The organism is Paracoccus tibetensis, assembly GCF_900102505.1.
Taxonomy (GTDB): Bacteria; Pseudomonadota; Alphaproteobacteria; order Rhodobacterales; family Rhodobacteraceae; genus Paracoccus; species Paracoccus tibetensis.
In genome coordinates, this window is the sequence record NZ_FMVT01000013.1 from 1 (window position 1) to 25685 (window position 25685).

The following is a 25685-nucleotide window of genomic DNA, read 5'->3' on the forward strand; positions in this document are numbered from 1 at the left end:
TGGCCAGGTGAGCGACTACACTGGTGCTGCGGCGCTCCTGAGCAGCCTGCCTGCCGCCGAATGGCTGATCGCCGATCGGGGTTATGATGCCGACTGGTTCAGGGATGCATTGAAAGACAAGGGGATACGTCCCTGCATCCCGGGCCGGAAGTCCCGCGGCAAGGCTGTCCGATGCGACAGGCGGCGATACAAGCGGCGCAACCGCATCGAGATCATGTTCGGCAGGCTGAAGGACTGGCGCCGCGTCGCGACCCGCTACGACAGATGTGCGAAAACCTTCCTCTCCGCCGTCGCCCTCGCCGCAACCGTCATCTTCTGGCTTTGACGATCAATGAGTCTGGAGCCTAAACTGGCTTCAAGATGATTGTAGCCGACAACCTGCCAACGCCAAGCGTTCTGCTTGCTGGCCCGGGATAACGTCGAGATAACGTTCGCCAATTCTGTGCACATTCGATGTGTGTTGCCCGTTATCCCGAGGCGCAAGACACCAAAGAAACGTATCGGCATTGACCAGTAACTGTATCGTCTTCACAACTTGATTGAACCTTGATTGAACCTTGATTGAACCTTGATGAACCTTGATTGAACAATCTGAAAGCGATCACCGCGGCGTCGCCACCAGCCACTACAAGAGTGCAGGGAGCTTTCTGGGCTTCATCGGTACAACCTCGATCCGCCTCTGAGTGCGCCACTTGTCAATGTGACCTGGCAGCGCCTTATCCCGGTATGAACACGGGAGTGCCCGCTTATCGTTGGGACGATCTCCCTCCAAGTTGTTCCACCGACCCAATCGCACGGAGCTGCCAGAAGCCACGGCCAGCGTCATAAGCGCATCATGCTGTCATAACTTCTGCTTGCAAATACGATAGAGGTTTGGACGTGGGTTGAACTGCCTTCCCATGCGGAACTGCCAAGAGTTTCCTTGCCCTCCCGGAACTATGATGCCCTGCGCCACCAGTTCGGGAACGGCCGTTGACAGACCTTCAACGCGCCTCATCTGCTTCGTCGTCAGGTAGTAGTAAGTGTCATCCTGCCAACCAAGCTCCTTGTCCGAGGTGATCTTTGGACCCGCGGTCGACAGGTGTCTGAAAGCGGTTTCTGACGTCTTCAGAAAAGTCCGAAGGCGCTGCAGAACAGCGTCGAGGCCGAACTTCGGGAGATCAGCCGAATGCCAGCGGACCGCCATCGCAAGCACTGCGGCTTCCGCTGTCTCTGCCGGCCACGGCAGCAGGCCATATTCAATGGCCATCTCACCAGCGACCGCGACCAGCGCCAGCCGGCGGAGTGCCTCAAGCCTTGCTCCATCACCGGCGACGATCGAAATCTGGCCATTTCGCAGCAATCGTTCCGCGGCGGCGTCAAGTCGCGCGGGCAGGGTGTGCGAGATCATGGCACGGTCGTTGATGACCCGCTGGATGAAGGCGGGCAGCAGATGGCCGTGATGCGCCTTGAGCCCAGATCCGATGGTCGAGACGAAAGCTCGGACATCGGAATGGCCGTGAACCGATCCGAGCACGCCATGGGCGCCGATGTCGACCGGGATGTCGATGATTCTCGAAACCATTGCGGCAGGCACGACCTTCCTGTGCCGTTTCAGCAGCGCAGGGAAGGATGACTCGGACGTTGACAGAGTTACTCCCCTCCAGTCCCGGTCATGTTGCGTGTAGAAGCCGTCTTCCCCGAGGCCGGTCAGATGTCCGAGCAGCTTGCCGGTCAGGTTTTCCGGAAGTGAATCGAGCGCCAGGATCCCGTCATGCGTGCGCCGGATCATCTGTTCGAGGAGTGCCGGTTCCAACGACCACCTCGCACTGCCTGCGGGCGCGCGATCTGCGCTGGTCGCGACGGCCACGGCAAGGGATTTCCCAACTGGGCCTTTTGCGTGGAGGTTGAACATCGCCGTCTCGATGCGGGCCAGTTTGAGCAGCGGAGCGGCAACTGCCGCACAGATCCCTAAAACCAGTGGATCGCTGCCCAGGGCAGGGCGAGCCACCTGGTCCTGCCACCCTTCCAAGCTTCCGCGTCTCATTCGGGCAGAATGGTCGGGGTTCACCAACAACGGCGCCGATCCGAGATCCTCATTATGCGGGATCGAGTTCCCGTCCGCGCGCATGTAAATGTCGCCACCAGGTCCGGACATCCAGCCGGTGCGATCGGTGCGCCGAACCGTCGGCGCGCCTCTCCAGCTGCGCAGGAGATGCCTGAAATCGGACGCCTTGCCGAGGAGTTTGAAGCCGTGGTCCGTCAGCCTGTTCAGGCCGGCAGTTCCGTTGAGCGCGCTGTTCTCGAGGGTCAGGCGCTGAAGCGTGCCGTCATGTGCGACGAACGCGACCTCGATAACATGGCCGGACTTATCATCACGCGCACCAGTGCGCAGAACCCTGATCAGCCCCGATACCGGGGTTCCATCACCTGTAGAAATGACGCCACTGCCCTGGAGACACATAAAACCAGGATCCAACTCCTCCCGGATCGCGGCGACGAAGTCAGCGAGGTCGACCGCCCCAGGAATGCCCTAATCCGCACTGACGCCCCACTTCTCATGAAAATGTCGCGCCAGAACCGCATCGATCTCACGCCTCCCCATGAAATGCCACGTGCCTGCCACCAAATCGTCCACTCCCATAGCTCCGCCACATCATGTCTTGGCGTTTATGAAACATGGTGAAAGAAGATTTGGCTGGACCATTGGACCGTTGGACCACATCTCGATCCGTTGACAGCCGCTTCACTTTTCCTTCACTTTCGCTGTGAAAGGAATTTAGGGTCTTTCCAGTCAGCTGATAAGGTCATGACATTCGATACAAATCTTCGCCTACTATAATACGATCCTCAACTAAGAGGAGTGGCTGGAAGTTTTCTCAATGCAGAAAGGGATATCTTTTCCTCGGCCACCCGCCGGCGGACATCATTACGAGTAAAAAGTTTTTTTCTTACCCGCGCGGTCCAGCATGCAAACCGTGGACACAAAGCTGCATCGTAGCTCCTTTCTCTCAGCCAGCTGCGACCGTTGTGGCAGCGGAGCCTGTGGATGAGGCCTTGGACCGCAGCTTGGACCGCCGCGCCTCACTTGGACCGGGTGAGCCGAGGCGTCCAGCTCCAGGTGGGGCGGCCTACGAAAATCCGCGGCTCCTGCCTTCGGCCTTGACACCGCAGACTGAAAGCTTCTGCTCCGAAGTTATGTAAGGTCTGGGATGAAGAAACCGTCGCGTGTTGGCAGGCGCGGTGACCAAGCATGTCGGGCTTGAACATATGGCATGCTGCGATCTTCAACGAGCGTCCAGCAAGGTAAACGCAGTCATACATCCGCTTTGCTCATCGAGCCGATCCCGTCTCTGCAGGATCTGCCATGCCGGACAGCTACAATAAGATCGGCGATGAACTGAAGATGTTCATTCAGGAATGCCGATGGTGGTCTTTATCGGTATCTCAGTCCACCAGAAGTCCCCCGGCGAGCATTCGGAATGCGTCCTGCGCCTTTGGCAGCATCGTAGCGGGGTCATCACAGGTCGCTACCCAGAGTGCCGCATTGAGCGCCGCACCGTTCAGCAGACGTGATGCGGCCTCCACATCGACCGGCTTCAGAATGCCCGCCGCGCGCAATTCAGCCACGGCCGCACGCGTGGCATCGAGACAACGGTTCTGGCTCGGCCAATGGGCCGGATCGCCCAGCACCGCCGGGCCATCGCGCAGGACGATGCGCTGCACCTCGGGGTCGAGCGCCATCTCGATATAGGCGCAGCCCTCGGCCAGAAGCGCAGACCAGACCGTATCCTCGGCCTCGGCAAGCGCGCGCGCCCGGCTCGCCATCTCGGCGTCGATCTGCTCGACGACGGCCGCGAAGAGGCCCTTCTTGTCGCCGAAGTTGTGATAGAGCGCCCCGCGCGTCAGCCCGACCGCCGCCGTCAGATCATCCATCGACGTGTCGGCAAACCCTTTTTCCGCGAAAGCGGCACGTGCCGACGCGATCAGCTTGCGCCGCGTGTCGTCCATCATCTCGGCGCGGGTCCGTCTGGCCATGGCATCCTCTTCGTTGCAGCTATTGACATACGACTTGTATGTAAATAGCTGCTGGATACGCAGCGTATCTAAATTGCCTCGGCAGGGGAAGCATCGCCGCCGATTTATCACCACAACCCGCCAAAGGAGAAACACACATGGCCCAACGCGACGCCATCTACCCGGGCAACTCGGCCCGCCACGCGCTTTACGATGCCCACGGCTACTCTCCCGCCGTCCGCTCCGGCGATCTGCTGTTCGTGTCCGGCCAGGTCGGCAGCCGCGAGGATGGTTCGCCGGAAGACAGCTACCTTGGCCAAGTCGAGCGTGCCTTCGCCAACCTCGAGGCGGTGCTGCAGGCAGCCGGCTGCAGCTTCGATGACATCATCGACGTCACGACCTTCCACACGGACCCCGAGGCGCAGCTTCCCATCCTGATGCCCGTGAAGGAGCGCTTCTTCCCGGAAAGACCGTTCCCGACCTGGACCGCCGTCGGCGTCACCTGGCTCGCAGGCTTCGACCTCGAGATCAAGGTCATCGCCCGCATCCCGACCGCCTGATGAGACGCCGCAGCGCGCGACAGATGCCCGCTGCGGCAGTCACCAAGAGTTGGCCCGCTCGTCACCTATCGGAGGCCGGAGGCGTCTTGGAACGCAAAGCGTCTTGTTGCTCGCCATGCTCCGATGCCTCAGCGGCGGCCGTTCGGCCCACGCCTGGCTCCCGCTATGCCGGGCGCCTCTGCACCAGCACAAGGTTGCGCTCCAGCATCGCTTCGGCGCCGTCGAGTGCTTTTTCGAGGCGCGTGATAGGCGCGCCGATGGCGGCCAGTTCCTCGTCGAAGGTGGGAAACGGGGCGGAGGGTGCTGCCTCCAAAGCTTAGGGGGGCGGGGCCGCGTGCGAGAGGGCCAGAAGATGACCGTCCCGGCGTAGCTGCCGAGCCGCGTGGCTGAGGATCGCGGCGCGTGCCAAGGCGACCGGCGACTGGAGGCAGTAGGCCTCATCGCCACACCTGCCGCCAGCATTCCGACTGGCAGCGGCCAAAGACGCACAGGGTCAGCCCCAGCAGCATCGCCTGGCTCAGCACGAAGCTGGCACAGGGCAGCAGGCCCCCGATCGCCAACCGCGCCAGCGGTGGCCGAGCAATGTTCCAAGCCGCCCATGAGCCTGCCACGACTCCTGCCGGAAAGCCCGCCGTCATCAGCCCGTCTGCAGCGGGGTGGGGCGCGATCCGCTATGCCGGGTCATCGTCAGGACCACGAAAAAGCCAAGCGCCACCGAGGCCGCCAGAGGAAAGAAGGTGAGGCTGCGGCACGGTCCCTCGGCCGCTTGCGATCGAAAGATCGCTCCGCTACCAACCTCCAGCGATGAACCATCTCTGGTGGTGCAAGTTCCGGCAGACCGAGACTTCGACGGATGACGTGGCGCGCATGTCAACGCCGGACACCCTCATCCCCAGCCTCGTTTTCAACGGCAAGGAAATGCACTATCAGAAGCGAGGTTCGTCACGCTTCTCAGTGATCGGCTTAGATCGTTGAAAGACGCCCCAGCCCACATGCTGCCAACCTGTGCCTTGGGATCACGTCACGGGCCCGGGCGATGACCGGCCGAACCTCGTTTGTCCCCCTGCTGGCCGGCAACGTCAGTTTTCGCAGATGACTGGATCATGCCCTGTTCGGCGACGCAAGCATGCGCCGTTTTCCCGGCTGGCCTGCCGCCTGCAACGTCAGCGGGATGCCGGGATCCTCTGGCGGGTCAGTTCTTTTTCGTTTCCGGAATGCAGTTGAAATTGCAATTGGAAAGGCTTCCTGTTTCTCGGCGTTTTCTCAAAGTGCAGAGCCGTTTTTAGGTTTTTGAACATCTTTACCAAAAAAAGTTCTTTAACCAAGTTCTAACCGAATTTTAACACAGGGATTTTAAAATTAAAAAAACCTTTATCTAGTTGAGTTTTTTTAAGTTTAAAATCTAAAATTATAAAAAACAACAGTTGCATAAACACGCGTTTGCAAACGCCATTTCCGCCCTCCTCTCCCCGGGCTGAGCCCGATCGCGTCCCGACGGGACTGAGCGACCGGGGCGACATCACTCCTGGCACCTGTAGACATCCTGGTAGCTCTGCCGCGCGCCGGTGAGATCGAAGCAGAGGCCGCGGGCGCGGATGTCGTCGCGGATGCGGCTCATCTCGACGCAGGCGATCGAGCGTTCGGTGATCGAGATGCCGTCCGCCATGCAGCGCTCCATGGTGGCGTGATGGCGGTCGACGAGGCGGCGATCGGCGCTGCCGAGGGCACCGCCTTGTGTCATCAGAATGAGACCGGCGATCAGGGCCAAAGCAAGGGCGAGGGCGCTGCTGGCGAGGATGCGGTGACGGCGGGAGTGGGGCATGGTGCGGGCCTTCAGGAAAGGGGTGGGGCGGAGAGAGGTGGCCCGAATGCGCCGCCTCGGGCAGGGTGGACGGGCGGCGCGTCAGCGCGCCGTCAGCGCGTTGAGGTCGGCGAAGACCTCGGTGCCGGTGGCGCCGTAGCCGAGCGCGGCGGCTGCGGCGAAGGGGTCATCGGCGAGATCCGCCTCCGGGTGGCAGGTGTGCAGATACATTGCGGTGACCAAGGTGGTGGCGCCGACCGGGGTCACGAGATCCAGACCCTGATAGCTGCCGTCGCCCAATCGGAAGGCGGGCCGGGTCTCGGAGCAGAAGAACTGCACCGGGGCCGTTGCCTCCCAGTCCAGGGTGGCGGGATCGGCCTCGGGCGCGGCCGAGACGGCGGTGCGCAGCGCGACCATCACCAGGTCGCCCGGCACCGCGGCGCTGCCTTCGCCCACCACCTGGCGCGAGACCCGATCGACATGGATGCATTCGCCCATCTGGCAACGGCCGAGATAGGGCGCCGCAGTCAGCGCGCCGGGCAGGAGAAGCGCCGGCAGCAGGAGGGCAGGGAAGGGGATCGCGGAACGGTGGGCGGCTCTGGTCGAGATGTTGGTCATGGTCGTCTCCGTGGTGCTGGGGTGGGTAAGGGTGGATGTCAGTCCTGGCAGCGCGCCGGATCGGCGAGGCAGTGGCGCAGGGTCTCGGGGGCGTCGGGGTCAAGGTCCCGCGCCAGGCGGCCGGGGCTGAGGGAGAGGGCCTGCAGCTGCCAGAGCCCCGTCGCGTCCGGGCCGTGGAGCGTGCCCGTCAGGGTCAGCGGCGCCTCCAGCGGCCCGAGCTGCAGGCTCAGCTCGGTGCGGCTGGTCGAGAAGAGCCCGCCGCGCGTCCTCGCTTCGGCCTCGAAGCCGTAATCGCAGAGGAGTGCGGTCGCGTTCATTGTCTCGCCGCCGCCGACATCGAAGGCGCCGGTGCGCAGCTCGGCCGGAGCAATCTCGAAGAGCCGTTCGCAGCGCAGATGGGTGTGACGGGCCTCGAAGCTGCGCCACAGGTCCCGGCAATGGGACAGAAGCGGGCGCAGCCAGGGCTGGTCCCGGTCGAAGGCGGCGCAGTCCGGCAGATCGGACGGCCCGTGCCGCGCGGGATCGAGCGCGTCCATGGCCGCGTCCAGCCGGTCCCGCTCGGCAATGAGCACCTCGTCGCGCTTGGCCGCGCCGGCGCGGCGGGCCTGCTCGATGGCCGCGTCGATCTCGGGCGCGGCCGCGCGGTAGGCGGCGCTGGCGGAGATCGCCGCGAAGGCGTCGTCGGCAGGCGCGTAGCCATTCGCGGCGATCGCCGCCTCGAGTGTGGCGGGCGCGGCCTCGATTTCGGCCAGGGCGCGGCTGGCGCGCTCCCCGGCGATCTGGGCGAGCCGCGCTCCGGCCCTGGCCTCGCAGGCGGCTCCGGCCGCCTCTGCAGCCGCATCGCGCTCGAAGCCGAACACCTCGCTCATCCGGGCCGTGCAGTGCAGCGTGACGAGATAGGGCTCGGTGATCCGCTCCACGCCCTGTGCCAGCTCGGCCCCGCGGGCCTGCGCCGCGGCATCGGCCTCTGCAGTGGTCGCCGGCGCCGCAGGCGTGGCTTGCGCGGGAGCTGCGAAAGCGGCGGCGGTCAGGGCGGCAGCCATGATGGGGGCGAGCACGGTGGCGGAGCGGTTCAGGAAGAGGCAGGTCATCAGGGTCATCCTCGGGTGGTGGCAGGGAACGGGCAGCCGGCATCAGGCCACCGGGCTGCTGAGCGCGGCAGGACGAACTGCAGGGCAAGCAAATGAGGCTGTCGCGGCGCTTCGGCGCTCAGCCGGCGGCGGGCGGACGGAGCCGCGGCGTGCCCGGTGGCAGGCGCGGCATGGGGGCGTCAACAGGCGGAGTCTCGGGCATCGGGGTCTCTCGGCTGCGAGGATGGGGCCAGGGCTTGTGACAGAGGTCAGGGCTTCGCGCATCTTATTCACAGGATGCTTCTATTTCCATAGTATACTTCGTGGCGCGACTCGGGTTCTTTCAGGTCTAGGATCGGGATGACCGATCGTGCCGATGCCCTCCTTTCCGCCTTCGCCACCGTCCTGCGCCGGCACCGCCTCGCCGCCGGGATGACCCAGGAGGAGCTGGCCCATAAGGCCGGCGTCAGCCCGCGCTACGTCTCGCTGCTCGAGACCCGCAAATACCAGCCCACCCTGGCCACGGTCGACGGCATCGCGCTGGCGCTCGGCATGCCCTTGGCGGCCTTCGTCACCGCGATCGAGGCGGAGCGCGCCGCCAGCGCCGCCAGCGCCCCCGGGACCTGAGCGCGGCGCCAGCGCCACCACGGTTGACACCGTCGCCACCTGCATCAACCCTGTCGCCGCCTGCCGCCTGCCGCCTGCCGCCTGCCGCCTGCCGCCTGCCGCCTGCCGCCTGCCGCCTGCCGCCTGCCGCCGCCTTTGCCCATTATCCGCGCCTTTTTGGCGCCGGCCGCAGCTGCGACCTTGCCGCCTCGATCCGGGCGATGAGCAGCTCGAGCCGGTCCTGGGCCATCATGGCGCCGCGGGCGAGGCCGGCGCCCATGGGGCCGGGGACGGCCTCGGCGGCCCAGAAGACCAGCGCCAGCAGGTCGCGCAGCACCGCCGCCTCGTCCAGCGCCTCGGTCAGCGCCTGATGGGCTGGATCCGCCGGCTCACGCGCCGCCATGACGCGCCTCCGTGCTGGCAGGGTGGGTGGGGCTGCCAGCAGCAGGGGCGGTGACGGCCGCGGCGTCTGCGCCCGCCCCCGCGCCCCACCGCGGGTCGGCCGGCGCGGTGCGCGGCGCGGCGAAGGGATCACCCTCGATCACCCGCTCGGCGAGGAGGCGCGCGGTCAGCGCCTCCAGCCGCGGGCGCTCGGCGATGAGCGTGGCGCGGGCGCGGCGCAGCGCGCGCTGCAGATGCGCCTCGACCCGCGCCGCCAGCGCCGGGTCCGTCGCCAGCGCTGCGCCGGGATCGGCCTGCCAGAGAAGCCCCGCGCCAAGGCCGTAGCCGCGCTCGATCTCGGCCGCCAGCTGCGTCGCGCGGCCGAGATCCGAGGCGGCGCCACCGCCGGCGCCGGTGGTGGGTGCGCCGAGGATCAGCTCCTCGGCGGCGCGCCCGGCCAGGCAGCAGGCCAGCTGGTCCTCGAGCCCGGCGCGGGTGTCCAGAAGCGGCAGGTCCTCGACCGCGACATGCCCGCCGCCCATGCCGATCCGCGCGCCTGTGATCCGCCCCCGCCCGGTATGGTGCAGCATCACCGCATGGCCCGCTTCATGAACCGCGACGCGGCGCAGCACTGCCGGGTCCTCGCGCCCGAAGCCGAGCGCGGCGGCGATGTCGGCTGCGGCGACGGGCCGGCCCGCTTCGCGTGCGCGGCTCTGCGCCTCGCGCAGCGCGGCGTCCAGCTCGGCCGGGCTGCGCCCCGTCGCGCGGCGGGAGAGCCGGTCCAGATCCGCGCCGCCGATCGACGCGCCGGGCAGCGTGACCGGCAGCGCGGCGACCAGCCGCGCCAGGATGGCGCGCACCGCCGCCGGGGAGGGGCGCGGCAGCGCCAGCACCCGGTCGATCCGGCCGGGGCGCAGCAGCGCAGGGTCGATGGCGCGGGCGTCGTTGGTGGTGGCGAGGACCAGCACCCCCTCGAGGCCCAGGACCCCGTCCAGTTCCTGAAGCAGCCCCGCGATGACCTGCGCGCGGTAGGAGACGGCATGCCGATCGCCCGAGGCGCGGCTGCCGGCGGCATCCAGCTCATCGAGGATCAACACGCAGGGCGCGGCACTGCGGGCGCGGGCGAAGGCGGCGCGCATCTCGCGCAGCATGTCGCCAAGATGGCCCGCCGCCTGCCATTCCGCCAGCGAGGCGGTGACGAGCGGCAGCCCGGCCGATCCGGCCACCGCGCGGGCCAGCCAGGTCTTGCCGGTGCCCGGCTCGCCATGGATCAGAAGCGAGCGGGTCATCTGCGACCAGGCGATGCGCCCCGCGCGCCAGGCGGCGATGTCCGCGACCAGCCGCCGGGCCGCGGCGGCGACGGGCCCGTCGAGGCAGAGGTCTTCGAGCACCGGGCCGGCCTCCTTCGTGCCCGCCGCCGCCACCTCGGTCAGCCGGCGCAGCTCGGCGGCGCGGCCGGCGAGGTCCGGCAGCCGCAGCGCCAGGCGCCAGGCATCCGCGCCAAGCCGCGCCAGCGCCGCATCGGGCGGCAGGGCGCAGTCGCCCGTCAGCGGACCGGGATCGCCGAGGCTGAGCGCGGCGGCCACCACCTCCCGGTCCGGGGGGCCGAGCTGCAGCACCGGCGGCAGCAGCCGCGCCATGCGCCGCGGCAGCTGCGCGGCATCCCCGAGGATCAGAAGATGCGCGCCGCGCCCCTCGGCCAGCGCGTCCTTCCAGAAGCCGGCCACGGCATCGAGCGGCTTGGTCTCGGGCGCATGGGCCCGGCCGGAGCTGCAGACGAGGTTCAGCTTGCGAGTCGGGTGCTCGGCCTCGATCAGCTGGGCCAGCACGATGGCCAGATCGCCGGCGAGACCGGCGGGGCGGCAGGCGATCACGGTGATGGTGCCCGGCGCCAGCCACCGGGCCAGATCCTCGGCCAATGGCAGCGCCCGGCAGAGCCGTGCCAGCGCCAGCGCCCTGAGCGGCCGCTGCGCGAGGCCGGGGCGGGTCTCGGCAAAGCTGATCTCGGGCTCTTCGATGGGGACGGTATCGTCGATCTCCTCGAGGTCGATCTCGCCAATGCGGCCCTCGACCAGGGCCTCGAAGACATGCTCGGGCATCTCCTCGGCGGTGAGGGGGCGCGCGTCGATCAGCGCGGCGGCGGTGTAGAAGCGGGGCAGCCAGTCAGGCATGGGTCGGCTCCGGGCATGAGGAAGGAGGGCAGGGCGGTGGCCGCCCTGCGGAGGATCTGGCCGGGTGGCGCGTGTTAGGTTCCGGAGGGCGCGTCGGATGCGAGGGCGACCGCGATGCGTGCCACGCTGACGGGTGCGCTTTCTGCAGCGCTGCGGGTCGCGCCGCCTTCTTCGCTGACGGCTGCGTTCCCGGAGGGCGCGGCCTTGATCTGTGCCGCCAACGCGTCGAGCCGCGCCTCGATCTCGGTGCGGAGCCTCGGGCGGTAGATCTCGCGGGTGACGTTCAGCATGTCCGCGAACTCGGCCTGCGGAACGACCGCATGGGGAAAGGCCCGGCAGAGATCGCGATGCAACCGCGTCTCGGCCGCGCAGGCGGCGGCGCCGGTGGGCATGACCAGCTCGCGCAGCACCCGCACCGCGGCCCCCCTGGGCAGGCCCAGCTGGTGGCGGTGGCGCTTGGTCGGATGGGCGGAATAGCCCAGCTTCAGGAAGTGCCGGCCGTCATGGCGCAGATCCAGGAGGTAGATCCGGCTCTCCCGCGCACTCCAGCTCTGCCCGCAGCCGGGGCAGTCGACCTGGCCCCAGGAGAGGTTTGCCCGGGCGAGGCGCCGCTCGGTCCCGCAGGCATGGCGGTAGAGGTGATAGTTCGGGTTGCCCTCCGGGTCCGGCCCGATCCGCGTCCAGCCGCGCCGGGCGGCCATGGCCGCCTCGCGGGCGGCAAAGCAGGTCTCGCAGCGAAGCCCGGACCGTCCCTCGGCCATGCGGATGATGATCTCGTATTGGCGCCGGAGCACATGGCCGCAGCGGGCGCGGTAGAACCCGTAGGCGGTGCTCTGCGGATCACGGCCCAGATAGACCAGCGCCGCGCGGATAGCGGTCTCGGCGCGCCGGGCCTCCAGGCAGGCATGGCAGATTGGCTGCGTGCTCGTCAGCACGGAGATCCGGCAGGCAAAGACATGACCACAGGTTCGGCAACGCAGGGCCAGGTGCAGGCGATCAATGACGCGGGCGGCGATGTCAAAGCCCTTGGCCTCGGCCGCGGCGATCCAGCCGGGCATCAAGGAACCGCGGTGGACCGGCAGGTGCGCGCCCTCCATGGGGATGGTGCCCGGGGCGGCGTGGGCCCCGTGAGCGACGGGTGGACAGGAAGGAGCGATCGCCGGGCGAGCCGCGGCGGAACGGGGTTTGCGGGGCATGAATGCCTCCAGGAGCTGAGATTTGGAAAACCCGCCCTCGCGCGACCCGTCCGCGCGAGGGATATGCAGGGCGCAGGCACCATCAGGCCGAACCCTGGACAGGGTCGGGACGGCAATCAGCGCGGATCAGCAGGGGGAAGGGTCAGGCCGGGACCGGCGCGGCGATCTCCGGAACGTCCGGCTCGATTTCGCAAGGATCTATATGGCAGGGCAGGGCCGACATCTCCCGGATGCGCAGGCGCGTGCTCCGCAGCATCTGTCGGCAGCGCCAGGCCACTGCGCCATCACCGGGGCAGGCGAAGAGGGCAGGCGCCCTGTCGAGGACCTGCCGTGCCTCAAGGAACTCGGCATTCGAGCCCGCCTGCATCAGCAGGTAGCAGATCACCGCCATGTGCCGCAGCGGCCGGTCCTCGGGGCGGATCACCTCGGCGCTGCGGATCGCGTCGATCCGGCCGAGGACACCCGTGCGCGCCGCCTCGGCATCAAGGAGCCAAGTGGCAAAGCCCGGATCCCGGCTGTCGGCCGCGCTGATGTCGCGCTCGGCCTCGACATGATCGGCCAGGGCCGCGACGAGCCCCGAGAAGGCCCGCGAGATCGGAGTGTGGATGAAGTGGCGCGGTGCCGGTTCCGTCACGCCAAAAGGCATGGTAAGGCTGCGATTAGCCATGGTTGATCCTCCAGAGATCGACTGCGGTTAGAGTTCGGGGAGGGGGCCAAATCCCTCCTTGAGCTCGCTATATAATATATGCTCTATATGCCGTCGTCAACGGCAATGTGAGGATATAGTTCCACGTCATGTCAAAGCCCGTCGCATACCCCATCAAGAAGCTGATCGGACTGACCGAGGGTCAGGTCCAGCAAATTGCGGATTTTCGTTTTGATCATCGCATCGCATCTGAGTCAGAGGCGATCCGTCAGCTCATCGAGATTGGGCTGAAGGCGGCGAAGCGAGAGGGCTGAGGCCGCAGAGCGTGGACCGGATTACGATCTCTGGTTTGTAGGCGGTAATCTGAGGCTGGCCACCTTCAAGTGCAGCTTTCATCGCGGCAGCAACAATCTGATCAAGGTCGATATGCACCGTAGTGAGGGGCGGGATGGCATATTTGACTTCATCCATGTCGTCGCATCCAATCACGGAAACTTCGACGCCGACTTCGCGACCTTTCGCTCTGCAAGCCGAAAGAACACCAAGGGCTATGAGGTCGCTGAAGCACAAGAAGGCAACCTCGCCAGACTGCCGCTCTTCAAGAATTCCTGTTGCTGCCTCAAAGCCGAACGCCCGCGACGTCGCTCCTGGAATGATGCCAGCCGGTTGCAAGCCACATCCAGCCAACTCATCCAGTGCGCCTTGCAGGCGGAGGCGAGCGGGACTGGTGCCGTGCCCGCCTCCAAGCCAGTAGACCGTGCGGTGACCCGCTTCGATCGCTGCGCGAGCCGCCAAGCGACCCGACTCATATTCATCGGCGACGACCTGGGGAGAAGAAAAGCCCTCGACGGCGCGGAAAAAGAGGCACGTAGGGACAATCAGCTTGCCTTCGTGGCAGAGGATATCTTCAAGGTCTTTCTTGGTGGTTTCGTAAGCCGGACAAATGAGGAGTGCTTCGCAGCCGATCTGAAGTGCTTGCTTGAGGAAATCCGCTTGGCGCTGGCGGGACTCGCGCGAGATGCCAAGCAGAAGCCTCTTGCCTCGGCGGTCGATCTCTTTCTCGGCTGTGATCAACATGTCGTTGAAGATGGGGTTGGACAGCTCTCCGAGGCACACAGCCACCGTGTTGTTGCGAGATGTGCGCAAATCGGCTGCTGCTTGATTATAAATGTAGCCGAGGGATCGGGCAGCCTGCTGGACACGGGTCAGCGTTTCTACAGGGAAACGTCTATCGCCCCGAAGAGCGAGCGACACGCTCGAAATCGATAGCCCTGTCGCATTCGCGATGTCCTTCAATGTCACGCGTGGCGCCATGCGCGATATTCCTTTGCCTGCAGGATAGCATCATTCACAAGAAGATCCCCGCCGGTCAATCGATTTAGTAAAACGATAGACTAAATGGCATTCCTATGACAGCCTTCAACAGGGAGTCGGGCCAAGGCCCATGTCAATGTCTGGGAGGACACGATGAGCAAGACCGCTTTTTCCGCCGCCGCTATTGCTGCGATCTGCCTGGGCAGCGCTGCAAGTGCCGAATGTGACTGGCAACCGCAGCGTCCGGTGAACTTCATCGTGCCGTGGGGCGCAGGAGGCACAACCGACACCAACGCGCGTCAACTGGCCTCCATGCTGCAGGATCGATTCGGCGTTCCGTTCAACGTCGTGAACCGCACCGGCGGGAATGGCGTGACCGGCCATATGGCAATTTCGCGGGCGCGGCCGGACGGCCAGACCATTGGTGCCGTGACCGTCGAAATCAACACGATGCACCATTTTGGCCTCACCGACCTGACCTATGAAGACATCACGCCGCTTGCCTTGATGAATCAGCCCGCAGCGAGCGTGCTCGTGGGTAAAGATAGCCGCTTCACCTCGCTGACGGAGGTTCTCGATTACGCGCGGGAAAACCCGGGCGAGCTGACGGCATCGGGCACCTCGCAAGGCGGGATCTGGCACCTCGCCTTGGCGGGCATGCTGGAAGCAGAGGGACTCGATCCGGAGGCGATCCGTTGGGTTCCCTCGCAGGGTTCGGCAAGCGCACTCCAGGAACTGCTCGCCGGCGGCGTCGACATGGTGACGCCGTCGCTTGACGAGGGGAAGGCGCTGGTCGAGGCAGGTGAGATCCGCGCTCTCGCTTACATGAGCGATACGCGCAGCGACACGTTCCCCGATGTCCCGCTGACGGCCGAGGAACTCGACAGCGGCTGGACGCTGGCAGCCTACACCACCGTCTCCGGTCCCAAGGACATGCCCGAAGACATCGCCTGCAGCTACGAGGCAGCGCTCGGAGAAATCGTCGCTTCTGATGAGTGGGCGGAGTTCCGGGCTACCCTCGGGGCACCGGTTGTTTGGGGCGGTGCTGCAGAACTCGGCGAACTGATGGCGAGCTATGACGAGAGCCTTGGTCGCACGATCGAAGCCATTGGCGGGGCGCAGGAGTAACTATGGATGTCTCCCGCGACGCAGTGACCGGCATGGTCCTGATGCTCGCCGGGATCGCCATGTTCGTTGGCGCGCAGGGGTTTTCCCCTGCCGCCGGCTTGCAGTTCGGCGCGGGGTTCTTTCCCAAGATCGTCTCCTGCGGCATGGCGTTCTCTGGCATGCTCATCCTTCTCGGGGCCCTGCGGCAGAGCCAGCCGGATCGTCTGACGATGGATTGGCGCGGGCTTGGCCGGATAGGGCTGCTCGTCGCGCTGATCGCTGGCTATGCCCTCGCGCTCGATCCACTGGGCTACCACCTGTCGACCATTGCTCTGCTGTTCACCGTCGCGCTCTTTTTCGGAGCGAGCTGGTGGGCGTCGAGCATCCTGGCGGTGTCCGCAACGCTGATCCTCCACTTCGTCTTCTACTCGGTCATGAGGGTGTCTTTGCCCTGGGGCGTGCTCTTGCCGTATTCCTGGTGAGGTAGAACATGGAATTCTACGACATCCTGGTCAGGCTGATGGATCCTTCCCTCCTGCTGACCATCCTGATCTGCACGCTCTACGGGGCGATGGTCGGTGCCTTGCCAGGTCTCTCCGCGACGATGGCAGTGGCGCTTCTGGTACCCTTCACCTTCTTCATGGATCCGGTAACCGCGATCGCGGCGATCGTTGCCACAACGTCCACGGGTATCTTCGCCGGGGACATCAGTGGCGCATTGCTCAGGATCCCCGGAACACCAGCGTCGGCCGCCTATGTCGCCGACAGCTCCACGATTGCGCATAATGGACGCCCGCGGACCATCCTGTTCGTGTCGCTCTTTTCCGGAGTCTGTGGGGGCATCATCGGGGTCATCGCCCTCAGCTTGGCGACCCCCATGCTCGCGCGGTTCGCGACCAACTTCTCCAGTGACGAGATGTTCTGGCTGGCAGCCCTGGGACTGAGTTGCGCGGTCTTCGTCGCAAGCGCACCGCCGGCCAAGACATTCGCCAGCCTCTTTATCGGCCTCGCCATCGCGACTGTGGGGATCGACGTCGCTGTCGGTATGCCGCGATACACATTTGGTCTCTATGACCTCTATGATGGCGTCGACTTCATCTCGGCAATGATTGGGTTCTTCGCCCTGACCGAGCTTTTCCGAGCCGCGCTCGTCCGAAGAAATCCGGCAGGGGAGCCGATCCCACTCCGGATGGAGCCGCTCTGGACGGCCATCAAGAATGCCCTTGGCATCATCAGAACACGATGGGCCGCGGTGGTCCGGTCCGGGCCGCTCGGGGTTCTTATCGGGGTTCTGCCGGGGGCAGGCTCCGATGTCGCTGCATGGATCGCCTACGCGCTCTCCCGACGGTTCTCGCGCACGCCTGAGAAATTCGGGCATGGCCATGACGAAGGCATCGTCGCGGGTGGTGCATCGAACAATGCCGCCGTCAGCGGCGCCTGGACACCAGCCCTCGTCTTCGGGATCCCGGGTGACAGCGTCACTGCCATCGCCATTGGCGTTCTCATGATGAAGGGCCTCACGCCGGGCCCAGACATCTTCGAGCGCAGCGGCGAGATCGTCTACACGCTCTTCGGTGCGTTCCTCATCGCCAACATCTTCATGATCTTCACAGGCGCGCTCGCAATCCTTCTCGCCAGTCAGCTGCTGCGGATGCCGAAGAGCCTGCTGATGCCGCTGGTGCTCGCACTGTCACTGATCGGCGGCTTTGCCGTCATGAACACGGTGTTCTCGATCTGGATCATCATTGCCCTCGGGATCCTCGGCTTCCTGATGATCCTGGGTGGAATCCCAATTGCTCCGGCCATCCTCGGCGTCGTTCTGGGCAAGACGCTCGAGCAGAACTTCATGACCTCGATGATCAAGGCGCAGGGAGACTTCACCCAGTTCTTCTCGCGCGACATCGCGATGGTTCTCGGCCTCGCGACAATCCTGATCTGGGGCCTGTGCCTCTACCGCGCCGTGCGGACAATCATCGCACCTCCCCAACAAGTGAACCACAAGGGCTACGAAGCATGACGAATGCAATCAAGAAACGGCTGCAGGCCGGCGAAACTGTCACCGCCTGCTGGATCGATACCGGCTCGCCTGAGGTGGCCGAGATCGTCGTCAACGCCGGGTGGGATGTCGTCGTGATCGACTGCGAGCACGGCGCGGCTCCGCTCGAAGAAGGCCTCGGCCTGATCAGAGCCGTGCAGGCGGCGGGCGGTGAGGCCATCCTGCGCGTTCCCGATGGAAACGACACGACTCTGAAACGCGCGCTCGATCGCGGTGCGCGCTCTATCATCGTGCCCATGGTGAACACGGTCGAGCACGCCAAGGCCATCGTCCACTCCTGCCTTTATCCTCCGCTCGGCGGCCGCGGCTATGCGGCTCCCATCGTGCGCGCCTCTCACTATGGTCGGTGGGCCGAATACGCGCGCACGGCACATGATGATCTCCTGCTCATGGTCCAGTGTGAGCACATCGACGCCGTCCCGCATGTCGCGCAAATCGGGGCGCTGCCTGGCATCGACATGGTCTTTGTCGGACCGAACGATCTGTCCGGCTCGATCGGCATCCTGGAGCAGCTGGAGCATCCGGACCTGCTCAAGGCGAAGGAGCAGATCGAAGTGACAGCTCGCAACTCGAACGTGAAGCTGGGCACCATCCTCGGTGGGGGCCGCAATTACACCCAGTTGCGTGACGCCGGCTACCAGTTCATCGTCGGACCCTGCGATGTCGGTCTCGTCTACGCAGCTGCCCGGCAGGCGCGGGAAGATATGCTGAGCGATTTGCACGCCGCGGCTGAGGTTGTTCCTCAGGCGCGCAGCTACTGAGGTGCCCGCATGAAAAAGATACTCAACGATCCGCAGAATTACGTCGACGAGATGCTTGATGGCTTGGTTGCTGCGCATCCCGAAATCTACCGCGCGCATGCTCACAGGGTGATCGTCAGGGCAGGCGAGAAGAAGCCGGGAAAGGTCGGGATCGTCACGGGGGGTGGCTCCGGTCACCTCCCGGTCTTCACCGGCTATGTCGGGAACGGACTGCTCGATGGCTGCGCCATCGGCAACGTCTTCGCCAGCCCTTCCGCTGAGCAGATGGCCGAGACGATCCGTGCCGTAGATGCCGGGGCAGGGGTGCTGTGTCTCTATGGGAACTACGGCGGCGATGTCATGAACTTTGACATGGCGGCCGAAATGGTCGACTTCGAGGACAGCATCCGCACCAGGTCCCATGCCGTGGCGGATGATGTCGTCTCAGCCTCCCTGGATGAGGCAGAGAAGCGACGTGGCGTTGCCGGCATGATCTACGCCTTCAAGATCGCGGGCGCCGCGGCCGAGCGGATGGCGGACCTGGACGAGGTAACACGCCTCGCAGCCAAGGCATCGGACAATGTCGTCTCCATGGGAATGGCGATGACTCCCTGCATCATCCCGCAGCTCGGCAAGCCCACCTCGACGATCGCGGATGACGAGATGGAGATGGGAATGGGGATCCACGGAGAGCCCGGCGTCTGGAAGGGGCCGATCAAGTCGGCCGACGATCTCCTCGACGAGATGTTCGACACGCTCCAGAAGGACCGGCCGCTGACCGCCGGAGACCGTGTCTCGGTTCTGGTGAACTCTCTGGGCGCCACGCCTCTCGAAGAGCTTTACATCCTGTATCGGCGGTTGGCAGCCAGGCTCGCTGAGTTGGGCGTGAAAATCGTGATGCCGCTCGTGGGGCGCTACGCGACCTCCATGGAGATGACCGGGGCGACGCTGAGCATCCTGAAGCTCGATGATGAGCTGGAAGTGTTGCTGCGCGCGCCGTCAAACTGCGCGTTCTGGAAGGTATGAAGATGCAGATCACGTCCAGCGACTTGAAGTCGGCGCTCAGAAGAGTAGCCGCCCATTCCAAGAGCAAGCGGGAAGAGCTTTGCGCCGCCGACGCGCAGCTCGGAGATGGCGACCTTGGGATCACCGTCTCCGAAGGCTTCGATGCTTGTGCCACGCTCGATCTGCCGGAAGATGTCGGCAAGGCGTTCTACGAGATGGCGAAGACGTTCCAAAGTGTCTCGTCCTCGTCCTTTGGCACGCTTGTTGCGACGGGTCTCATGGCGGCTGCAAAGGAAACGAAAGGGCGGACAAGCCTCGACAGCTCCGAGATCGCCGGCCTGCTCTCGCTTGCGCGTGACGCCATGCTTGCTCGGGGCAAGTCGTCGCTCGGGGAGAAAACGGTGCTTGATGGCATCGATGCACAGGCGAAGGCGTTGCAGGAAGGTAGCAGCGCCGCACTCGATACGGCGATTGCGGCAGCGAGGGATACGGTCGAGACCTTCCGGAACAGGCAGAACCAGGCGGGCCGGGCGCGGATCTTCGCCGAGAAGTCAAAGGGCCTGCCCGATCCCGGCCAGCTTGCGCTTGTCGTCATGACCGAGGGTCTTCGCTAAATGTGCAGGCCGCTTGACTGGGGATTTCCCATGGCCAGTTCGAGACCTCAATGGGCAACTTGCCATTGCGACTTCCGAAATGCCGCACGTTAAGCCTTTTTCACTACTTTCCGGTCGGAAGTTGGGCTCTACATGCAACCTTATTGCCCAAGTGCTCGACCGTTGTCTGGGTGGCTGCAGGCCTTCTAGGTCCCCAAGGGACGCGGGTCCAACAATACGTTGACAGAATGCTTCCAAACCACATCGAGCACGCCAGTAGGTTAGGCACCTGAAACCTGTATCATGTTGGCGGCCTGCGCGTTGACCACGGATAAAAGCATGCGTCCATGTGGTCTTTAACGAGGGTGGCCGTGCCAGCGACGATCAGATCAAACCTGAAACGCTAACTGCGCACGTCGGCGCACGTGTGAAATCGCTGGACTGAGGCGACTCCGTTGCCGGAGTGCTGTGCCTATTGCGAAGTAGATCTCCGCGCGCGTAACTCTTCGCGTCGCCTACTTTCCGAGGACGCTGAGCGTTGCTGCTATGCATTGAGACTTGAGTGACTGCTGCCCAACGGGTTTATCATGGCACAAAGTTTGCAGGAGGGCGCGCTAGACAGCATGGGAGCTGCAGCGACGAGCAAGTTGGGCAGTTGCTTTTGATGTCATCGCTTTGAGCGCCACAGTCGCGCGCCACGGTCCGGCGGGTTGTTGAGTTGCTTCTACCGAAGCAGGCAGCGGTCGCAGGTTGCAGCGCAGCCTTGTACAATTCAGATCGCGCAGCTCACTATCAGCTACACTTTTGCGCTCACGCATGTGTCGGATCGATAAAGGCCCAAGATCGCTGCAAGCAGATCATTCTGATCCTATCTTGACGACTTGGGCCGCCAGCTGCGACACCGCACCTCGAAATGCCATGGCAGGCTACACTGCGCGACAGCCAGATGCGGCCGCTGAGAGACATAGACTGAGGCGAGGTAATTCTGGCGTGAACTTACTCAGCCCCATTTTTATCGACGGCGTCTCCACGACCGATGCACCTGCAGGCTGCAAATAGCTCGGCATCGGCGCCGTGAACGCCAGCGAGCATCGTCAGCGACCAGGGCGCAACGGAAACATCCGACGGAAGAACGATGGCGCACCCGTCGACCAGGTTGATGAGCGACGTGTTTCGCAGCATCGCGGCATTGAAACGGTCAAAGTCGGCCTCGACCTCTGCAATGGTGGGCGGCATCACCGAAAGCGCCGGAGCTACCAGAGCATCATGTCCTTCCATCCGCTGCCGGAACAGTTTGACCATCTCGGCGCGTTCGCCGTAGGCATTTTCGATCTGCTGAAGCGACAGCGTCTCCGCGTAGCGGATACGCGACAGCACGCGGGGGTCGCCTACCTTTTCCAGCCGGTCAAGATCTGCAGCATAGTGGCGATGAGCCTCGACCGCGACGATAATACGGTTCAAGCCGATCCTGTCGCCGATTGGCGTCATGTCGACCGGCTGCAACTGGTGCCCGGCTGAACGAAGCCGCTTCGTTACGGCGGAGAACCAGGCTTCTATCTCCGCAGACACATCATTCGTGAAGGCGCCATGCGGGACCGCCAGTGTCAGCGGACCGGCGGGCGGCGCGATAATCGGACGGCCTGCCATGACCGACAGCACGCGCTGCAAAGTTTCGGCATCGCGGGCCATGGGGCCGGGCGTGTCGTAGCTGGGCGCCAGCGGATGCACGCCCCTGTCCGGCACGAGACCTTGGCTGGGCTTCATCCCCCACAGGCCGTTGGCCACCGCGGGAATGCGTAGCGATCCTCCGGTATCGGTGCCGATGGCCGCATCCACCAGCCCCAGCCCGACGCTCACCGCCCCGCCCGAGGTCGAACCGCCGGGGATCCCGCCCGGCACAAGCACGCTGGAGGGCGTACCGTGATGCGGGTTCAGCCCGACCCCGGAATAGGCGAACTCGGACATCGAGGTCCGCCCGAACATCACCGCCCCCGCCTGCCGCAGACGCGCGACTGCGGTGCTGTCCGCCTCGGCCGGCGCACGGTCCGCCAGCAGGCGCGAGCCCGCCCCGGTGACCTGCCCCGCCTCGTCGAAGAGGTCCTTGACCGAGATCAGCATCCCGTAGAGGGACAGATCCTCGCCTGCATCCGCGCGGGCCTGCTGGCGCTGCGCCTCGGCCAAAATGCGGGGACGGTCCAGCTGGGTGAAGATCGCGCCGCGATCCGGCAGCGCCTCGGCCCGGTCCAGCGCGTCCGTGACGCGGAGCAGAAGGGGTGTCATGCGACCTCGGGCAGGGTATCGGTGGCATATTCGTGAGCGATGCTGCGGCCGCTCGAAGGATCGCGCATCTCCATGCGGAAGCGCGCGGCGGGGCGCACGCCGCCCTTGGCGCCGAAGGTGCCGCACATCATCGCAGCGCCGCCATCCTGCGCCAGCGCGTCGAAGTCGGCGCCCGCGATCAGGTCGGTCAGGGGCCGGATCGCGGCGAGCGTGCCGGACTGATAGGGCTGCCAGCCCAACCCCTTGTCGATCCAGCTCTCCAGCTCGATCTCTTCCAGGCGGTCCGCAACGCTGCCCCACTCCCACAGCTCGGGCGCGCAGGGCTTGGCGCAGACCTGCTTGGACAAGGCGACCGAATGGGCCTCGAGCTTGCGGTCGGTGTGGTCCGAGCCGAGGCCCAGCCAGCGCCGCCCGCCCGACTGGACGATCAGCGGCTCGACCTCGCCCGAGCTGTCGGGGCCGACGGCCTCGATCCGGGCCGACGGGGTCAGAAGCCCCGCGGCCACCCGGTAGTAGAGCGGCGTTGCCGAGGGGGGCGTGACGCCGATGGCGGCCAGTTCCTCGATATGGTGCTGGATGGCGGCGGCGTCGCGGCCGGTCCAGCCGGCGACGACCATGTGGCGGATGGCGATGTCCACGGCCGCGCCGTTGCAGGTGAAGTTCATGTCGGAAAATCCTTTCAGAAGGCCGAGGGCAGCCACAGCGCAAGGCCCGGCAGCGCGATCAGCGCGGCCACCATCAGGGCCATGACGAAGACATAGGGGATGACGCCCATGATGACGTCGTTGATGGATCCGCGCTTCCGCGCGCCCTGCACGACGAAGAGGTTCAGCCCCACGGGCGGCGTGATCAGCGCCATTTCCACCAGCACGATCAACAGGATGCCGAACCAGACCTTGTCATAGCCAAGGCCCGCCATGATCGGCACGATGATGGGAATGGTCGCGACCATCAGGGCCAGCGTCTCGATGAAGAAGCCCAGCACGATGTAGAGGGCGATGACCAGCATCAGCGTGCCGAAGGGCGACAGCCCCGAGCCGCCGATCAGGTCCGACAGCTGCCGCCCCAGCCCCGCCGAGGTCATGGCGAAGTTCAGGAAATAGGCGCCGACGATGACCAGCATGATCATGGCCGAGATGCGGATCGTGCCCTCCAGCGCCTCGATGATGGCGCGGCGGCCCAGCCCGTCGCCGAACGCCGCGATCACCGCCGCCATCGCGACCCCGATCGCCGCCGATTCCGTGGGCGTCGCCCAGCCCGCATAGATCGAGCCGATCACCACCGTGAACAGCGCGACGATTGGCAGCAGCTGGCCAAGGCTGCGCATCCGCTCGGACCACTCGAAGCTGCGCGAGGGGCCGCCGAGCGCCGGGCGGACGATGCAGATCAGCGCCGTCACGACGACGAACGCCAGCGCCAGCAGCAGGCCGGGGATCAGCCCCGCCAGGAACAGCTGCGGGATCGAGGTCTCGGTCAGGAAGCCGTAGACGATCAGGTTGATCGAGGGCGGGATCATGATGCCAAGCGTGCCGCCCGCCGCGATGGCGCCGGAAAAGAGGCGCGGATCGTAGTTCAGCCGCTCGGCCTGCGGCATGGCGACGGTGGCGACGGTCGCGGCGGTCGCGACCGAGGACCCGGACGTGGCCGAGAACATGGTCGAGGTCGCAATGTTTGCGTGGACCAGCCCGCCGGGCAGCCAGGACAGCCACTTGTCCAGCGCGGCATACGTCCGCTCGGCCACGCCGCCGCGCACAAGGATCTCGCCCAGCAGCACGAAGAGCGGGATGGCGATCAGCGTGCTGGAGGCCGACGAGGACCAGATCATCTGACCCATCCCGCGCAGAAGCGGAAAGGCCGAATAGAACTGCGCGACGCCGATGCCCAGCAGGAACAGGACGATCCCCACGGGAATGGAGAGGGCCATCAGGCCCAGCAGAGAGATGGCGACGGTCCAGATCATGGCTCGACCTCCGATCCGATGCCGATGGTGGCGTCCAGCGCGTCCCGGCGCCCGGCGAGAAGATAGGACAGTGCGACCAGCGTGATGATCGTGGCGCTCAGGGCGAACCACAGCCAGCCCGCGAACCAGATGCCCTGCGGAATCCACAGCGGCGTCTCCAAGGGCGTGTTGGCGCGCGAGCCGCGCTCGATCGTCTTTTGCAGGACCGGCCAGCACTGAAAGGCGATCAGCAGGACGACGCCGTTGGTGACGATCATCGCCAGAATGTCCATCGCAGCCCGGCCCGTGTCCCGCAGCTTCAGCCGCATGACGTCGATGCGGACATGCGCCCGTTCCAAGAGGGCGAAGGCAAGCCCCCAGCTGGCGACGGCCGCCATGACATAGCCCGACAGCTCGTCCGAGCCGCCGAGCGAGCCGAGGCCAAGGCCCCGCAGCGCCACGTCGGTCAGGATGAAGGCGACCGTCAGGATCAGCGCGACGCCCAGGATCAGGGCCACGGCCCTGTTGGCGCGCCGCAGCGCGCCAAGGATGTGATCGGCCATGGGCTTAGCGGTCGATGGTCAGGCCGACCGTCTGGCCGACGGTCTCGTTCCAGCGCGCCGCCCAATCGCCGCCCGCCCGCGAGGCCCAGTCCGGCAGAACCTCGGCCACCAGGATCTCGCGCGCCCGCGCCATGTCGTCCTCGCTGGCCGGGGCCACGGTCATCGATGCGCGGCTGCCCTCGCAGGACGCATCGCCCGTCAGGCAGGCGATGTCGTTTTCAAGCCCGCCCTGGGCGGCCTGCCAGGCGGGGGCCTCCAGCCCCTCGGCCACGGCGCTGGTCAGCATCGTCTGCTGCTCGGCCGTCAGCGCGTCGTAGCGATCCGCGTTCATCGCGATCACGACCGGGTCCCACCCGCCAAGCGGCAGGGTCAGCAGGTGGTCCGATACCTCCCACCAGCCGGCGGAATAGCCCGAACCCGCGCCGGTCACCGCGCAGTCGATCACGCCGCGCTCGAGCGAGCCAGGGACCTCGGAGAAGGCGATGTTGATCCCCTCGGCCCCGAGCGCTTCCAGCAGCTTGGTCGTCATCCGGCCCGAGCCGCGGACCTTCTTGCCCTGCAGATCGGCCAGAGAGGCGACATCGCCCCGGCAGAAGACGACCTGCGGCGGATAGGGGGCGATCCCCAGCACCTGCGCCCCGAAGCGGTCGCGCATGATGTCCTCGACCATGGGGCGGGCGGCCTCGACCATGGCCTGCGCCTCGGCGGCGTCAGTGGCGATCAGGGGAACGTCCAGGCCTTCCAGTTCGGGCGCGTCCCCCACCGTATAGTCGGCAACCGTGGCGCCCACGTCGAAGACGCCGTCGCCCAGCATGCGGTAGACGTCCGCGCCCGCGATGCCCATCTGGTCGAAGCTGGTCAGCTGGGCGGTCATCTGGCCGTCCGTCAGCTCGGGCAGGCGCTCGTTCCAGAAGACGGTCTCGAACTGCTGGTAAAGCGGCAGGTTCGACCAGCTGCCCACGACCGACAGCTCTTCGGCCAAAGCGGGGGCGGCCAGCGCGCTGCCGGTCATCAGGATGGCGATGGTCTTTTTCATGGGTTCT

25 protein-coding genes are annotated in these 25685 nt (G+C 65.5%); 9 read left to right on the forward strand and 16 right to left on the reverse strand.

Annotation, left to right across the window (positions count from 1 at the left end):
* Positions 1-325: IS5 family transposase (locus tag BLP73_RS15860; RefSeq protein WP_139165985.1), on the forward strand; the 325-nt coding region annotated here is incomplete at its 5' end.
* A 516-nt stretch (positions 326-841) separates the two neighbouring features.
* Here the strand turns inward: BLP73_RS15860 and BLP73_RS15865 are convergent.
* Positions 842-2458 (reverse strand): DUF927 domain-containing protein, encoded by a 1617-nt coding sequence (locus tag BLP73_RS15865; RefSeq protein ID WP_139165987.1) that lies wholly within the window; start codon positions 2456-2458, stop codon positions 842-844.
* Positions 2459-3426: 968 nt separating this feature from the next.
* Positions 3427-3993: a TetR/AcrR family transcriptional regulator gene (locus BLP73_RS15870; RefSeq protein ID WP_245686708.1), complete on the reverse strand. Its 567-nt coding sequence runs from the start codon at positions 3991-3993 to the stop codon at positions 3427-3429.
* Between the two features lie 161 nt (positions 3994-4154).
* On the opposite strand from BLP73_RS15870, the gene BLP73_RS15875 reads away from it, so the two are divergent.
* On the forward strand, positions 4155-4556 hold the full coding sequence (locus BLP73_RS15875) for a RidA family protein (RefSeq protein WP_090746949.1): 402 nt from the start codon (positions 4155-4157) through the stop codon (positions 4554-4556).
* A 163-nt stretch (positions 4557-4719) separates the two neighbouring features.
* On the opposite strand, the gene BLP73_RS19460 is transcribed toward BLP73_RS15875, so the two are convergent.
* The 4 genes from BLP73_RS19460 to BLP73_RS15895 form a co-directional block, all read right to left on the reverse strand.
* A complete protein-coding gene (locus BLP73_RS19460) occupies positions 4720-4869 on the reverse strand; it encodes a hypothetical protein (protein WP_175453388.1) in 150 nt (49 codons plus the stop codon).
* A gap of 1206 nt (positions 4870-6075) precedes the next feature.
* Positions 6076-6378: a hypothetical protein gene (locus tag BLP73_RS15885; protein ID WP_090746953.1), complete on the reverse strand. Its 303-nt coding sequence runs from the start codon at positions 6376-6378 to the stop codon at positions 6076-6078.
* Positions 6379-6459: 81 nt separating this feature from the next.
* On the reverse strand, positions 6460-6975 hold the full coding sequence (locus BLP73_RS15890) for a hypothetical protein (protein ID WP_090746956.1): 516 nt from the start codon (positions 6973-6975) through the stop codon (positions 6460-6462).
* 38 nt (positions 6976-7013) lie between these two features.
* The gene (locus tag BLP73_RS15895) at positions 7014-8075 is read right to left on the reverse strand and encodes a hypothetical protein (protein WP_090746958.1); all 1062 of its coding nucleotides are present in this window, start codon (positions 8073-8075) and stop codon (positions 7014-7016) included.
* Positions 8076-8405: 330 nt separating this feature from the next.
* Here BLP73_RS15895 and BLP73_RS15900 point away from each other — a divergent pair, with 330 nt between their 5' ends.
* On the forward strand, positions 8406-8672 hold the full coding sequence (locus BLP73_RS15900; protein WP_090746961.1) for a helix-turn-helix transcriptional regulator: 267 nt from the start codon (positions 8406-8408) through the stop codon (positions 8670-8672).
* A 142-nt stretch (positions 8673-8814) separates the two neighbouring features.
* Here BLP73_RS15900 and BLP73_RS19120 read toward each other — a convergent pair whose 3' ends face one another.
* The 5 genes from BLP73_RS19120 to BLP73_RS15925 all read right to left on the reverse strand — a co-directional run bounded on the left by BLP73_RS19120 (position 8815) and on the right by BLP73_RS15925 (position 14359).
* Positions 8815-9054: a hypothetical protein gene (locus BLP73_RS19120; protein ID WP_139165989.1), complete on the reverse strand. Its 240-nt coding sequence runs from the start codon at positions 9052-9054 to the stop codon at positions 8815-8817.
* On the reverse strand, positions 9041-11203 hold the full coding sequence (locus tag BLP73_RS15910) for an AAA family ATPase (protein WP_090746964.1): 2163 nt from the start codon (positions 11201-11203) through the stop codon (positions 9041-9043). The genes BLP73_RS19120 and BLP73_RS15910 overlap by 14 nt, the downstream gene beginning before the upstream one ends.
* Before the next feature lie 74 nt (positions 11204-11277).
* Complete coding sequence (locus BLP73_RS15915) at positions 11278-12261, reverse strand: hypothetical protein (protein ID WP_139165990.1); 984 nt, start codon at positions 12259-12261, stop codon at positions 11278-11280.
* A gap of 280 nt (positions 12262-12541) precedes the next feature.
* Complete coding sequence (locus BLP73_RS15920; RefSeq protein WP_139165991.1) at positions 12542-13033, reverse strand: hypothetical protein; 492 nt, start codon at positions 13031-13033, stop codon at positions 12542-12544.
* 285 nt (positions 13034-13318) lie between these two features.
* Positions 13319-14359: a LacI family DNA-binding transcriptional regulator gene (locus tag BLP73_RS15925; RefSeq protein ID WP_090746973.1), complete on the reverse strand. Its 1041-nt coding sequence runs from the start codon at positions 14357-14359 to the stop codon at positions 13319-13321.
* 153 nt (positions 14360-14512) lie between these two features.
* On the opposite strand from BLP73_RS15925, the gene BLP73_RS15930 reads away from it, so the two are divergent.
* Genes BLP73_RS15930 through BLP73_RS15955 form a run of 6 tightly spaced genes read left to right on the forward strand, consistent with a single transcriptional unit; the run spans position 14513 to position 19881 of the window.
* Entirely contained in the window at positions 14513-15487 is a 975-nt protein-coding gene (locus tag BLP73_RS15930) for a tripartite tricarboxylate transporter substrate binding protein (RefSeq protein WP_090746976.1), read from the forward strand.
* A gap of 2 nt (positions 15488-15489) precedes the next feature.
* Positions 15490-15948 (forward strand): tripartite tricarboxylate transporter TctB family protein, encoded by a 459-nt coding sequence (locus BLP73_RS15935; RefSeq protein ID WP_090746979.1) that lies wholly within the window; start codon positions 15490-15492, stop codon positions 15946-15948.
* Positions 15949-15956: 8 nt separating this feature from the next.
* Entirely contained in the window at positions 15957-17483 is a 1527-nt protein-coding gene (locus tag BLP73_RS15940) for a tripartite tricarboxylate transporter permease (RefSeq protein WP_090746983.1), read from the forward strand.
* Positions 17480-18283: an HpcH/HpaI aldolase family protein gene (locus BLP73_RS15945; RefSeq protein WP_090746986.1), complete on the forward strand. Its 804-nt coding sequence runs from the start codon at positions 17480-17482 to the stop codon at positions 18281-18283. Before BLP73_RS15940 ends, BLP73_RS15945 begins: the two co-directional genes overlap by 4 nt.
* 9 nt (positions 18284-18292) lie before the next feature.
* Entirely contained in the window at positions 18293-19288 is a 996-nt protein-coding gene (locus tag BLP73_RS15950) for a dihydroxyacetone kinase subunit DhaK (RefSeq protein ID WP_090746989.1), read from the forward strand.
* Entirely contained in the window at positions 19285-19881 is a 597-nt protein-coding gene (locus BLP73_RS15955; RefSeq protein WP_217630705.1) for a dihydroxyacetone kinase subunit L, read from the forward strand. Before BLP73_RS15950 ends, BLP73_RS15955 begins: the two co-directional genes overlap by 4 nt.
* A 975-nt stretch (positions 19882-20856) precedes the next feature.
* Here the strand turns inward: BLP73_RS15955 and BLP73_RS15960 are convergent.
* From BLP73_RS15960 to BLP73_RS15980, 5 genes are read right to left on the reverse strand one after another with little or no spacing between them, the layout of a single operon-like run.
* Positions 20857-22140, reverse strand: coding sequence for an amidase family protein (locus BLP73_RS15960; RefSeq protein WP_090746996.1), 1284 nt, complete (start codon positions 22138-22140; stop codon positions 20857-20859).
* Positions 22137-22805: a DUF2848 domain-containing protein gene (locus BLP73_RS15965; protein ID WP_090746999.1), complete on the reverse strand. Its 669-nt coding sequence runs from the start codon at positions 22803-22805 to the stop codon at positions 22137-22139. The genes BLP73_RS15960 and BLP73_RS15965 overlap by 4 nt, the downstream gene beginning before the upstream one ends.
* A 14-nt stretch (positions 22806-22819) precedes the next feature.
* The gene (locus tag BLP73_RS15970) at positions 22820-24100 is read right to left on the reverse strand and encodes a TRAP transporter large permease (protein ID WP_090747002.1); all 1281 of its coding nucleotides are present in this window, start codon (positions 24098-24100) and stop codon (positions 22820-22822) included.
* Positions 24097-24642, reverse strand: a complete 546-nt coding sequence (locus BLP73_RS15975; RefSeq protein ID WP_090747004.1) for a TRAP transporter small permease subunit — start codon at positions 24640-24642, stop codon at positions 24097-24099. The genes BLP73_RS15970 and BLP73_RS15975 overlap by 4 nt, the downstream gene beginning before the upstream one ends.
* 4 nt (positions 24643-24646) lie before the next feature.
* Positions 24647-25678, reverse strand: coding sequence for a TRAP transporter substrate-binding protein (locus tag BLP73_RS15980; protein ID WP_090747007.1), 1032 nt, complete (start codon positions 25676-25678; stop codon positions 24647-24649).
* Positions 25679-25685 lie beyond the last annotated feature (7 nt).